Source organism: Nonomuraea sp. NPDC052265, assembly GCF_044547985.1.
In the GTDB taxonomy this organism is placed as follows: Bacteria; Actinomycetota; Actinomycetes; order Streptosporangiales; family Streptosporangiaceae; genus Nonomuraea.
The window spans coordinates 195,869-208,379 of sequence record NZ_JBIUBJ010000010.1 but is presented as its reverse complement, the minus strand read 5'-3'; the positions used below and the strand labels follow the sequence as shown (position 1 = coordinate 208,379).

Annotated in this window: 13 protein-coding genes; 10 read left to right on the top strand and 3 right to left on the bottom strand. The window is 71.1% G+C overall.

The genetic code is table 11. From position 1 onward, the window contains the following. Window positions 1-184 precede the first annotated feature (184 nt). From ACIHAD_RS28145 to ACIHAD_RS28105, 9 genes are all read left to right on the top strand, one after another. Window positions 185-1,978 (top strand): phosphoenolpyruvate carboxykinase (GTP), encoded by a 1,794-nt coding sequence (locus ACIHAD_RS28145; RefSeq protein ID WP_397357630.1) that lies wholly within the window; start codon window positions 185-187, stop codon window positions 1,976-1,978. A 130-nt stretch (window positions 1,979-2,108) separates the two neighbouring features. Further along, entirely contained in the window at window positions 2,109-3,020 is a 912-nt protein-coding gene (locus ACIHAD_RS28140) for a TIGR04222 domain-containing membrane protein (RefSeq protein ID WP_397357629.1), read from the top strand. A 1-nt stretch (window position 3,021) separates the two neighbouring features. After that, window positions 3,022-3,849 carry a DUF692 family multinuclear iron-containing protein gene (locus ACIHAD_RS28135; protein ID WP_397357628.1) on the top strand — a complete coding sequence of 276 codons (828 nt, stop codon included), beginning with the start codon at window positions 3,022-3,024 and terminating at the stop codon, window positions 3,847-3,849. Continuing rightward, on the top strand, window positions 3,842-4,189 hold the full coding sequence (locus tag ACIHAD_RS28130) for a hypothetical protein (RefSeq protein WP_397357627.1): 348 nt from the start codon (window positions 3,842-3,844) through the stop codon (window positions 4,187-4,189). The genes ACIHAD_RS28135 and ACIHAD_RS28130 overlap by 8 nt, the downstream gene beginning before the upstream one ends. Before the next feature lie 35 nt (window positions 4,190-4,224). Then, entirely contained in the window at window positions 4,225-5,103 is an 879-nt protein-coding gene (locus ACIHAD_RS28125) for a hypothetical protein (RefSeq protein ID WP_397357626.1), read from the top strand. Between the two features lie 27 nt (window positions 5,104-5,130). Then, complete coding sequence (locus tag ACIHAD_RS28120) at window positions 5,131-5,958, top strand: amidohydrolase family protein (RefSeq protein WP_397357625.1); 828 nt, start codon at window positions 5,131-5,133, stop codon at window positions 5,956-5,958. Window positions 5,959-6,031: 73 nt separating this feature from the next. Then, entirely contained in the window at window positions 6,032-6,532 is a 501-nt protein-coding gene (locus ACIHAD_RS28115) for a hypothetical protein (RefSeq protein WP_397357624.1), read from the top strand. 55 nt (window positions 6,533-6,587) lie between these two features. Beyond that, window positions 6,588-7,349, top strand: coding sequence for an isoprenyl transferase (locus ACIHAD_RS28110; protein ID WP_397357623.1), 762 nt, complete (start codon window positions 6,588-6,590; stop codon window positions 7,347-7,349). A 207-nt stretch (window positions 7,350-7,556) separates the two neighbouring features. Beyond that, window positions 7,557-8,876, top strand: coding sequence for a PhoH family protein (locus ACIHAD_RS28105; protein WP_397357622.1), 1,320 nt, complete (start codon window positions 7,557-7,559; stop codon window positions 8,874-8,876). A 12-nt stretch (window positions 8,877-8,888) separates the two neighbouring features. Here ACIHAD_RS28105 and ACIHAD_RS28100 read toward each other — a convergent pair whose 3' ends face one another. The 3 genes from ACIHAD_RS28100 to ACIHAD_RS28090 are packed head-to-tail and all read right to left on the bottom strand — an operon-like array spanning window position 8,889 to window position 11,481. Further along, window positions 8,889-9,398 (bottom strand): hypothetical protein, encoded by a 510-nt coding sequence (locus tag ACIHAD_RS28100; RefSeq protein WP_397357621.1) that lies wholly within the window; start codon window positions 9,396-9,398, stop codon window positions 8,889-8,891. Continuing rightward, a complete protein-coding gene (locus ACIHAD_RS28095) occupies window positions 9,395-10,810 on the bottom strand; it encodes an ATP-binding protein (protein WP_397357620.1) in 1,416 nt (471 codons plus the stop codon). The genes ACIHAD_RS28100 and ACIHAD_RS28095 overlap by 4 nt, the downstream gene beginning before the upstream one ends. Continuing rightward, a complete protein-coding gene (locus ACIHAD_RS28090; protein ID WP_125636689.1) occupies window positions 10,807-11,481 on the bottom strand; it encodes a response regulator transcription factor in 675 nt (224 codons plus the stop codon). Before ACIHAD_RS28090 ends, ACIHAD_RS28095 begins: the two co-directional genes overlap by 4 nt. Before the next feature lie 377 nt (window positions 11,482-11,858). On the opposite strand from ACIHAD_RS28090, the gene ACIHAD_RS28085 reads away from it, so the two are divergent. Continuing rightward, window positions 11,859-12,458: a lytic transglycosylase domain-containing protein gene (locus ACIHAD_RS28085; protein WP_397357719.1), complete on the top strand. Its 600-nt coding sequence runs from the start codon at window positions 11,859-11,861 to the stop codon at window positions 12,456-12,458. Window positions 12,459-12,511: the final 53 nt, after the last annotated feature.

Below are 12,511 nucleotides of genomic sequence, written 5' to 3'. Positions count from 1 at the left end.
GGAATTGGCCTGGGCCGACCCTCTGAAATTCCTCTTTTAAATCCCCGAACCCTGGGTAGGCTTCTCGGATCGTCAGGGCCGCTGCCTGCGGCGACGGTCGCGCCAATAGGTCTATGCCAATTGGCTTTCATGCGCCTTCGTCGTTAATGATGTTAGGCCCTGAGAGAGTGGAGGAGTCACAGTCGTGTCCGTTTCCGTGGAAGTGCCCGCGCCGACGAGCAATCGCGAATTGGTCGCGTGGGTGAACGAGATCGCAGCCCTGACCCAGCCCGACCGGATCGAGTGGTGCGACGGTTCGGAGGAGGAGTGGACCCGCCTGACCAACCTCCTCGTCGAGCAGGGCACGCTCACCCGGCTCGCCGCGCGCCCGAACAGCTTCTACGCCAAGTCCGATCCCAGCGACGTGGCGCGGGTCGAGGACCGTACCTACATCTGCTCGGAGCGCGAGGAGGACGCGGGCCCGACCAACAACTGGATCGCTCCAGCGCAGATGCGCAAGACCTTCTCCGAGCTCTTCGCGGGCTGCATGCGCGGGCGCACCATGTACGTCGTCCCGTTCTGCATGGGCCCGCTCGGCGGCGAGATCTCGCAGCTCGGCGTCGAGATCACCGACTCCGCGTACGTGGCCGTGTCCATGCGGATCATGACCCGCATGGGCGACCGGGCCCTGCGCCTGATCGAGCAGCGGGGCGGCTTCGTCAAGGCCGTCCACTCCGTCGGCGCCCCGCTGCGGCCGGGCCAGTCCGACGTGGCCTGGCCGTGCAGCTCCACCAAGTACATCAGCCACTTCCCCGAGACCCGTGAGATCTGGTCCTACGGCTCGGGCTACGGCGGCAACGCCCTGCTCGGCAAGAAATGCTACGCGCTGCGCATCGCCAGCGTCATGGCCCGCGACGAGGGCTGGCTGGCCGAGCACATGCTCATTCTCAAGCTCACGCCGCCCACCGGCGAGACCCGCTACGTCGCGGCCGCCTTCCCGAGCGCGTGCGGGAAGACGAACCTCGCCATGCTCCAGCCCACGATCCCGGGCTGGAAGGTCGAGACGATCGGCGACGACATCGCCTGGATGCGCTTCGGCGACGACGGCCGCCTGCACGCCATCAACCCGGAGGCCGGTTTCTTCGGCGTCGCGCCCGGCACCGGCGAGGTGACCAACGCCAACGCGATCAAGACGCTCTGGGGCAACAGCATCTTCACCAACGTCGCCCTGACCGACGACGGGGACGTGTGGTGGGAGGGGCTCACGGAGGAGCCCCCGGCGCACCTGACCGACTGGAAGGGCCGCTCCTGGACGCCCGACAGCGACGAGCCCGCCGCCCACCCGAACGCCCGCTTCACCACCCCCGCCTCCCAGTGCCCGACCATCGCACCGGAGTGGCAGGACCCCAAGGGCGTGCCCATCTCGGCGATCCTGTTCGGCGGCCGCCGCGCCACCGCCGTGCCTCTGGTCACGGAGTCGCTGAGCTGGGAGCACGGCGTCTTCCTCGGAGCCAACGTCGCCTCCGAGAAGACCGCCGCGGCCGAGGGCAAGGTGGGCGAGCTGCGCTACGACCCGTTCGCCATGCTGCCGTTCTGCGGCTACAACATGGGCGACTACTTCGGCCACTGGCTCGACATCGGCCGGGTCGAGGGCGCGAAGCTGCCGCGCATCTACTACGTCAACTGGTTCAGGAAGAACGACGAGGGCGCGTTCATCTGGCCCGGCTTCGGCGAGAACAGCCGCGTGCTCAAGTGGATCGTCGACCGCCTCAACGGCGAGGCCGAGGCGAACCCCACGGCGATCGGCCTGCTGCCCGCCGAACTCGACACCGAGGGCCTCGACCTGGCCGAGGAGGACCTGCGCACGCTGCTGTCGGTCGACCGCGACGTGTGGCGCGAGGAGGCGGCCCTGATCCCGGTCCACTTCGAGAAGTTCGGCGAGCACCTGCCGAAGGAGTTGTGGGACGAGTACGACGCCCTGCTCGACCGGCTCGGCTGAGCGGGCGCCCGCGGTGCGGCGGTGCTGGCCGCCGCACCGCGCGCGGGCGTTCTGATCGCGCGGAACCTTTATGCCCGTCTTATACGTCTTCCCGGTACACGGCCCGACGGGCCGTACGAGGGGAGGGCGTATGGATCTGTTCCTTCTCATTTTCGCGGTGGCGCTGACCGCGACGGCGGCCGTCACGGTTCTCGCGGTCCGGCGCGAGCACGCCGCCATCCGAGGCGCGGCCGTCGAACCCCGGCCGCACGATCTCGGCCCGTACGAGCTGGCCTTCCTGGCGGGCGGCGCGCGGCGCGTCGCCGACACCGCCGTCGGGCTGCTGGCCGCGTCAGGGGCCGTACGCGTGTCCCGCGACGGACGGGTGCACCGGGTGGCCGGCGCGCGGAGCACCGGCGAGCCGGTCGAGGACGCCGTCCTGGACGAGGTCGAGCGCGCCCCTGGAGGCTGGGCGAGCACGATCGGGCAGCGCGTGAGCCAGGGGGAGACCCTGGACGAGCTCAGGTACCGGCTGGGCAGGATCGGCGCCATCCACCCCACCGGCTCCTTCACCCAGGTCGACCGGCTGATCGTCCGGTTACGGGTGCTGGCGGTGCTGGCCCTCGCCGGGGCGGTCGTGGAGGCGCTGTCGGTGGCCGTCGAGGGGACGTCCCCGCTTCCCCTGGCCGCGCTCGGCGTCCTGGCCGGGACGGTCGTGGGCGCGCCGACCGCCATCGCCGGACACAGGCGCTCGTTCCCGACCGGCCTGACCGCTTCCGGGCAGGCCGCGCTCGACCGGGCCAAGCTGGACCACCCGCCGCGCACGTCCGGCGGCCCGGTGGCCGTCGCGCTGTACGGCCTGGGCGAGCTGAACGACGCCAACCTGGTCCTGGCGCTCAACGGCTCCCCGGCCCGTACGGTCACGGCCGGGCGGCGGCGTAGCGGCCCCGGCGGCCACATCCAGTCGCACAGTTCGAGCGGGCACGGCGGCGGCTGCGGCGGCGGGAGCGGTTGCGGAGGCGGCGGCTGCGGGGGCGGCGGCTGCGGCGGCGGGGGGAGCTGACATGCCGGACCTGGGCGTCGGCATCGGCTGGCGGCCGGAGCTCGACCTGACGATCGAGCGGATGGCGGGCGTCGGGTTCGTCGAGGTGGTCGCCGAGAACATCGACCCCGGCGACCTGCCCGAGTCGCTGCGCGTACTGCGGGCCAGGGGCGTGCCGGTGATCCCGCACGGCGTCTCGCTGGGCGTCGGCGGCGCAGAGCCGCCGGACCCGGCCCGGCTCGCCCACCTCGCGGCCTGCGCGCGGGCCCTGGGCTCGCCGCTGGTCAGCGAGCACCTGGCGTTCGTCCGCGGGGGCGGCATGGAGGCGGGGCACCTGCTTCCCGTGCCGCGTACGCGGGAGTCGCTGGAGATCGTCGTGGAGAACGTGCGGCTGGCCCAGGAGGCGCTTCCCGTGCCGCTGGCCCTGGAGAACGTGGCCGCGATCTTCGGCTGGCCGGACGACGAGCTGACCGAGGCCCGCTTCCTGGCCGAGGTCGTGGAACGTACGGGGGTCGGGCTGCTGGTGGACGTGGCCAATCTCCACACCAACCAGGTCAACCTGGGGCTGTCGGCCATGGAGGCGCTGGACACGCTCCCGCTGGAGCATCTGGCGTACGTGCACGTGGCCGGCGGGCACGAGCACCACGGGATCTGGCACGACACGCACGCCTCGGCCGTGCCGCCGCCCGTCCTCGGCCTGCTGGCCGAGCTGTGCGCCCGGACCACGCCGCCGGGGGTGCTGCTGGAGTGGGACGACGACTACCCGAGCGACGCCGTGCTGGCCGAGGAGCTGGCACGGGTCCAGGCCGCGATGTCCCCGGCCCAGGCCGTGGGCGGGCGCGATGAGTGAGCGGGCGCGGCTGGCACGGGCCCAGGGCCGGGTCGTCGCGAGCCTGGTGGCCGGGGCGGCCCCGCCCGAGGGCTTCGACGCGGGACGGCTCCGCGTGCAGGCGGCCGCCCTGGTGGCCAAGCGGCGCGCCGTGGTGGCCAGGCTGCGCCCGGACGCCGCCCGTGCCGCGGGGCCCGCCCTGGCCGCGGAGTTCGCCGCCTACGCGACGGCCCGTACCGTTCCGCCGCCCGGCTACCGGGCCGACGCCGACGACTTCGCCGCCTGGCTGGGCGCCCGCGGGCTCATGCCGGCAGGGAAGCCGCGTCGGTGGACCCGCCTGTTCCGCCGGGATCGCGGCTAAGCTGGTCGTAGCAAGCGCTTGGGAGGCGGTACGGCGTGCGGATCGTCAACATGGGCGACTGGCCCCTCGGCGAGCAGGACGAGCAGCTCCACGAGCCGGGCGACGACCCGCTGTGGAACGAGTCCTCCTACCTCGACTTCGTCTCCGACGACGGCGAGCTGGGCGGATACGTCCGCATCGGGCTCTATCCCAACTGGAAGCGCACGTGGTTCTGGGTCCGGCTCGTCCGGCGTGGCGGCGGGCGGGTGGAGATCACCGACCACGAGGCCCCGCCGACCGGCCTGGCGATGGCCTCCGACGCCTACGAGGCGGACCTGGCCGCGACCGACCCCCTCCGCACCGCACGGCTGCGCCTGGCCGCCCCGGACCTGACGCTCGACCTCGAATGGCACACCCGCGGCGGCGTGTACGGCTACCAGCTCACCCCCCGCTACGAGATCCCCTGCGAGGTGACCGGGACCGTCGACGGCCGGCCCTTCCACGGCCACGGCGAGCGCGACCACAGCTGGGGCGTCAGGGACTGGTGGACGATCTCCTGGACGTGGAGCAGCGGCCGCCTCTCCGACGGCACCCACCTGCACGGCACGCAGGTCAACCTGGGAATGCCGCTGCCGTGGCCGGCGTTCACCGTGCCGCCCGGCGGCGAGATCGAGCACGCCGGGGGCTTCGCGGCCGGCACCCGGTTCGACGGCGACCGTCCGGCGGAGACGCTGCTGAACTTCCCCGGCCGCGCGGTGACCGTGCGGCCGGTCGCGTTCGCCCCGGTCACGCTGGTGTCGCCCGAGGGGGCGGTGGCCGAGTTCCCGAGGGCGATGTGCGAGCTGGAGTCCGACGACGGTGCCACCGGTTTCGGGTGGACGGAGTGGCACCAGCCGCCGGGCTGGCGTGAGCACGGCTGGCACCCCTTGCTCTGAAATATCCAGACATCCTAGGTTTGGGGGGTGATTGTCGATGCGCACCAGCATTTCTGGGACCTCGAAACCGGCGACTACCCCTGGCTCACCCCCGAGGCGGGCGTGCTCTACCGGACGTACGCGCCGGACGACCTCGCCCCCGAGCTGCTACGGGCCGGCGTGGACCGTACGGTGCTGGTGCAGGCCGCCGACTCCTACGCCGAGACCGACGCCCTGCTGGCCCTGGCCGACGCCCACGACTTCGTCGGCGCGGTGGTCGGATGGATCCCGCTGCTCCGCCCGGACGAGGCCGCCGAGGCGATCGCCCGGTACGCCGGACATCCGAAGTTCCGCGGCGTCCGGCACCTGATCCACGACGAGCCCGACCCCGACTGGCTGGTCCGCGACGAGGTGCTGGAGTCGCTGGGCCTGCTCGCGGCGGCCGGGCTGACGTTCGACGTGGTCTCGCTCCTGCCCCGGCACCTCGACCACGTGGCCACGCTGGCCGGGCGGCACCCGTCCCTGCGGATCGTCGTCGACCACCTGTCCAAGCCGCGCATCAGGGATCACGAATGGGAGCCGTGGGCCGGTGGGCTGGCCCGCGCGGCCCGCTTCCCCAACGTGTACGCCAAGGTCTCGGGCCTGGTCACCGAGGCCGACCACCGGAACTGGACGGTGGAGGACCTGCGGCCGTACGTGGAGCACGCCGTCGAGCTGTTCGGCCCGGACCGCCTGATGGCCGGGAGCGACTGGCCGGTGGCCCTGCAGGCGGCCGACTACCGGACGGTCTGGGAGGTCACCGCCGCGCTGCTCGGCGGAACCGACCGGGACCTGGTCCTCGGGGACACAGCCAGGGGTTTCTACGGGTTTAGCTGAGTTAGGGCCGGAAACGGGGAAGGGCGTGGGGGGACTACGCTGTGTCGATGGGTCATATCTGACCGTAACGCCCGTGGCGTGCACGGACACCGTCGGCACGCCGTACGAGATCACCCTTGAGCTCCATCGCGACGGCACGCCGTACGGCAGCGTGGGGGAGCGGTGCGGGTGGCTGCTCGCGCGCCTGGCGCGCGGGGTCGACGAGGCCCGGCAGGGAAGGGGGGCGGCGCGGCGGTGGAACGACCCCGACGACCGCTTCCCCGACGAGGAGCCGGAGAGCGAGCTGTTCTCCTTCCGCTACCGCACCCGCTCGGGGCTGGTGGGCGGCGGCGAGCTGCGCTGCCAGCTGCGCACCATCCCCATCTGGCAGCCGGCGCCCGGCCAGTGGCGGCTGACCCGCAGGGCCTACGTCGAGGCGTGGGGAGCCACCGGCGTGGGCATGCGGGCGGTCCTGACGTCGGCAGAATTGTCCGAATTCGTCCGCGAACTGGTCCATGAGGCCGAAGGGTGTCTCGGCGGAAGAGATCTCGCCAGGAATCCGATTGCGGGAGCAGGCACGGGCGAAACGCGGTGATAATTGCCTGTTGGGTCATTCGACCAAAGGCACAGCACCGCTGGGGAGGCACTCCGTGGGCCTGCGCGACCTGGTCTACCGGCTGTACGAACACAGGCTGGAGACCAAGCTGTCCAAGGACAGCGTTCCCCGGCATGTCGGGGTCATCATCGACGGCAACCGCCGCTGGGCGCGCGCCATGGGCATGCGAGACGTGGCCACCGGCCACCGCAAGGGCGCGGACAAGATATCGGAGCTGCTCGGCTGGTGCCGCGAGACGGGCGTCGAGGTCGTCACCGTCTGGATGTTGTCCAACGACAACCTCAACCGGCCGCGCGAGGAGCTTGAGCCGCTGCTGCGCATCATCGAGGACGTGGTCCAGGAGCTCGTGGACGAGGGCTGGCGGGTCAGCCCGGTGGGCGCGCTCGACCTCCTCCCCGCCCGGACGGCCAATGTCCTAAAAAACGCAAAAGAAGCGTCATCACACCGTCCGGGCCTGATTGTGAACGTTGCAGTTGGGTATGGAGGAAGACGTGAGATTGCCGATGCGGTGCGCTCACTCCTCCAGGAGCATGCGAGTAAGGGCGCCAGCATCGAGGACCTCGTGGAGGTCCTCGATGTCGAACACATCGCGGAGCATCTCTACACTCGCGGCCAACCCGACCCGGACCTCCTCATCCGTACGTCGGGCGAGCAGCGTCTGTCCGGATTCATGTTGTGGCAGAGCGCTCACTCCGAGTTCTACTTCCACGAGGCTTACTGGCCGGACTTCCGCAGGGTCGATTTCCTGCGGGCGCTGCGCGATTACGCTGCGAGACACCGGCGTTACGGTTCTTGATGCGACATTCGGGTATCCAGGACGTAACGTTGGAAGTGTCCGGCCACAGGCCGGGCATCCCGGAGAGGGCCCGCCTTTGCACCGAAATCTGCTGAGGGGGGCCGGAGTCCGGCTCCGCCGGCAGGTTGCGGTCGGGGACGCGGGTCCGGTCCGGTTCCCACCTCGTCTGCAGGGTGCCCGCACCTATGGGCACCCGGGGGAGAACGTGTGGCAGTGTCCTCGAGCAACCCTACTCACCAGCCGGCCAAGCGCACGTACGTGCTGGACACCTCGGTGCTGCTGGCCGACCCGGCGGCATTGACGCGCTTCGCCGAGCACGACGTCGTCCTTCCCATCGTGGTCATCACGGAGCTGGAAGGTAAGCGGCACCATCCCGAGCTCGGCTACTTCGCGAGGAAAGCCCTGCGCTACCTCGACGACCTGCGGGTTCAGCACGGCAGGCTCGACGAGCCGATGCCGACGGGGGATGGAACGATCAGGGTTGAGCTCAACCACAGCGATCCGTCCATCCTGCCCGTCGGGTTCCGCCTGGGCGACAACGACACGCGCATCCTGACCGTCGCGCGCTCACTCGCGGCCGAGGGCTGCGACGTCGTGCTGGTCTCCAAAGACCTGCCCATGCGGGTCAAGGCGGCCTCGATCGGCCTGGCGGCCGAGGAGTACCGCGCCGAGCTGGTGGTCGAGTCCGGCTGGACCGGGATGGCCGAGCTGCAGGTGACGGCCGAGGACGTCGAGACGCTCTTCGAGAAGGGCACGGCCGACCTGGAGGAGGGCAGGGAACTGCCGGCGCACACCGGCCTGCGGCTGCTGTCGGCCAAGGGGTCGGCGCTCGGCAGGGTGGCGCCGGACAAGTCCGTCCGCCTGGTCCGCGGCGACCGCGAGGTCTTCGGCCTGCACGGCCGCTCGGCCGAGCAGCGCATCGCGCTTGACCTGCTGATGGACCCCGAGATCGGGATCGTCTCGCTGGGCGGCAGGGCCGGCACCGGCAAGTCGGCGCTGGCGCTCTGCGCCGGCCTGGAGGCGGTCCTGGAGCGCCGCCAGCACCGCAAGGTGGTCGTCTTCCGCCCCCTGTACGCCGTCGGCGGCCAGGAGCTCGGCTACCTGCCGGGCGGCGAGGGCGAGAAGATGGGCCCGTGGGCGCAGGCGGTCTACGACACGCTCGGCGCGGTCACCTCGCCCGAGGTGATCGAGGAGGTGCTCGACCGGGGCATGCTGGAGGTGCTCCCGCTGACGCACATCCGCGGCCGGTCGCTGCACGACGCGTTCGTGATCGTGGACGAGGCCCAGTCGCTGGAGCGCGGGGTGCTGCTCACGGTGCTGAGCCGGATCGGCGCCAACTCCCGGGTGGTGCTCACGCACGACGTCGCCCAGCGCGACAACCTGCGGGTCGGCCGGCACGACGGCGTGGTGGCGGTGGTGGAGAAGCTGAAGGGCCACCCGCTCTTCGCGCACGTCACGCTCACCAGGTCCGAGCGTTCCCCGATCGCTGCCCTGGTGACGGAGATGCTGGAGGACATCACGATGTGAGGCGCGGCGGGCCTACTTGAGCTCGCCGCAGGTGTACGGCCGCCCTTCCGCCTTGGAGGGGCGGCCGTCGCTCTCCCGGACGATCTTGACCTGCTCGAACGCGGTGTCCTGCTGCGCGGTGCAGACGATCTGGGCCTTGCCGAGCCTGCTCAGCGGCCGGTCGCCCTTGAAGTAGACGGTCAGCGTGGACGTGCGCGGGAGCTGCATCTCGTCGCGCTGCACGGGGTCGAGCGAGTCCTTCATGCCGACGTACTCCAGGCCGCGCAGCTCGGTGGTGCGGTCGCCGAGCGGCTGGTCGGAGGCGGCGAAGAGGGCGCCGAGCAGGCTCCCCACGGTGTCGGTCTCGACGTCGGCGGGTTCGAGCACGAGCTTCTTGTTCCTGATCAGGTAGATGGTCTTCGAGGGCGGCGGCAGCTTGATGGTGGGGGCGGCGCCCTTGGTCTGGACGTCGGTCGGCGAGATGCCGCAGGCCGCCGCGGCCAGCAGGACGGCGGCGGCGAACAGGGCCCGGCGCGCTCTCATTGGTGCGGCAGCCAGACCGTGAACAGGGTGCCCGGCTGCTGGGCCCGTACGGAGATCGTGCCGCCGTGCAGGTGCACGTTGGCGCGGGCGATGGCCAGGCCGAGGCCGCTGCCCTGGCTGCGGGCCCGTCCCGCGCCCGCCTTGAAGAACCGGTCGAAGACGTGGGGCAGCGCCTCGGCGGGGATGCCCTTGCCGTGGTCGCGCACCTTCACCTCCAGGCCGTTCTCGGTGCCTCTCGCGGTGACCTCCACCGGGGGCAGGCCGTGCTTGAGCGCGTTGCCGACCAGGTTGGCCACGATGACGTCGAACCTCCTCGGGTCCAGGTTCACGGTCAACCCCTGCGAGGCGGTCACGTCCACCTCGTCGCTCCAGCCGCGCACCTCCAGGCAGTCGAGGATGGCGTCGGCGACGTTGACGGGCTCCACGTTGAGCGTGGCGGTGCCGGCGTCGAACCTGCTGACCTCGATCAGGTGCTCGACCAGCTCGCGCAGGCGCCCGATCTCGCGCAGCACCAGTCGTACGGCCTCCGCGGGCGCGTCGGGAAGCCGGTTGGCCTCCTCCGACAGCATGTCGGCCACGGCCGTCATGGCGGTGAGCGGCGTGCGCAGCTCGTGCGAGACGTCGGCCACGAACCTGCGGGACATGGCCTCCAGCGAGCGCAGCTCCGACACGCTCAGCTCCAGCGCCGCCGCGGCGTCGTTGAACCTGGAGGTCAGCTCGGCCAGCTCGTCCTGGCCGTGCACCGGCAGGCGGGTGTCCAGCCGGCCCTGGCCGAGCGCCTGGGCGGCCGCGCTGAGCCGCCGTACGGGCAGCAGCACCTGCCGGGCCGACAGCAGCGCCACCACCAGCGCGATCAGCACGATGACCGCGCCGCCCTGGGTGAGCGTGTTGCGCAGCGTGGCGAGCTGGCTCTCCTCGTCGTGCAGCGGGAAGAACACGAACGCGCGCAGCCCGGTCGGCTCGGGGGCGGTGCCGGACTCGTACCGGTGGACCTCGGCGCCGACGACGAGCCACAGCTCGTTGCCGATCACCTTGCGCTGGGTGACGACGTTCTGCTTGGCCCGGCCGTACAGCTCGTTGGGGACGTCCTTCATGGTCATCGGGCCGTCGGCGGACAGCAGGTTGCCGTACTCGACCAGGACGCTGCGGCCTGGGCTGGACAGCGTTCGGACGACCTGGTCGAGCTCCTTCATGGACGGCGCGGCCTCGCCCGGCCTGAGCCTGCCCACCGGGAAGGTGATCCGGCCGAGCTCCCGGGCCACCAGGTCGAGGGACGTGGTCTCGGCCCTGGTCACGAGCGCGGTCTTGGCCAGCTCGAAGCCGATGGTGGCGACCAGCACCGACGCGGTGACCGCGACGAGGGTGAACGTGATGACCAGGCGCGCCCGCAGCCCGGTGGGCAGCGGGATCACGGAGGGCTGAACCGGTAGCCGAACCCGCGCACGGTGTGGATGAAGACGGGCTCGGCCGGCCTCGGCTCGATCTTGGCGCGGACCCGCTGGACGCAGGCGTCCACCAGCCGCGAGTCGGCGACGTGTGTGTGGTCCCAGACGACCCGCAGCAGGTAGCGGCGGTTGAGCACCTGGCCGGGGTGCCGGACGAGCTCCAGCAGCAGCCGCAGCTCGGTCGGCGTCAGGTGGATCTCCTTGCTGGCCAGCGTGACCTTGAGCGCCCCACGGTCGATCACGAGGTCGCCGAAGGTGATGCGGTCGGAGGTGGCGGACTCGGCCCTGCGCAGGATGGCCCGGATGCGGGCGTCGAGCACCCGCGGCTCGACCGGCTTGACCACGTAGTCGTCGGCGCCGGCCTCCAGGCCGACCACGACGTCCAGGTCGTCGCCGCGGGCGGTGAGCAGGATGACGGGGAGCTGGTCCAGCTTGCGGATGCGGCGGCAGACCTCGACGCCGTCGATGCCGGGCAGCATGACGTCGAGGATCGCGATCTCGGGGCGGCGGGCGCGGATGTGGTCCAGAGCCTCCTCGCCCGTCGCGTAGGACGTGACGGAGTGTCCCTGCCGCGTCAACGCCAGCTCCAAGGCTGTGCGGACGGAGGGATCGTCTTCTACAAGGAGGATGCCGGCCACGCGCACATTATTATTCCATGTCCCCTATACCCGGGTTGTGTCATCAAACTGTGACCCGGTACGGATCAGATCCTGAAGATGGGGCGGAAGCCTGAAAGCGGCCTCCCTTCGGTGCGGGCGCTCGAAGGGAGGCGCGCCATACCTGTGACCAACTTCACAATTTTTCGTGAAAAAGGTGGTTACCTGCTGGTTGGCCAAGAGAACGTCAACCGAATACCGCGTTCCGGTTGCGGACCACCCCCCATGACAGGGCAAGCTCATGGATCGTGAGCCCCGGTCCGCAGTTGAGTGAGCGCCCCCCGAAGGATGACCTTCGCCCGGGGCGCCGCCGGCCTTCTCGTTTCACCCCCAAGCGCGTCGCCGTCGCCGTCGTGTCGCTGGTGGTGGTCGTGGGCGGTGGCGGTTACGTCGCCTACCGCGCCGTCGACAACGCCAACAAGCCGCCGGTCGACCCGTTCACGGCCGAGCAGCTGGGCGCGCTCGCCGGCGGCGACCTGCTCGCCCCCGACCCCGAGACCGACGCCCTGAAGAACGCCGCCGAGCAGGCGTACCGGGCCGACCAGCTCAAGAAGGGCCGCGGCGGCGCCAAGAAGCTCAACTGGGTCGTGCCCAAGAAGGCGCCGGGCGGCAGCGGCTTCCCGCCCGCGAACTTCCCGCCGGGCAGCAACCCCTCGCCGGGCAGCAACAAGGCCGTCGCCAAGTCGTTGCTCGCCGCCAAGGGCTGGGGCGCCGACCAGTGGGGCTGCCTGGAGCTGCTGTGGCAGAAGGAGAGCGGCTGGAACGAGCGGGCGATGAACCGCTACTCCGGCGCGTACGGCATCCCGCAGGCCCTTCCCGGGAGCAAGATGGCCAGCGCGGGCGGCGACTGGCAGACCAATGCCGCCACCCAGATCGCGTGGGGCCTGGGCTACATCAAGGGCCGCTACGGCACGCCTTGCGGCGCGTGGGGCCACTCACAGTCCACAGGATGGTACTAACGGGTCAACTTTCCTTCTGTAATCGGCAAGCCGTCTCACCCGATCGTGTATGA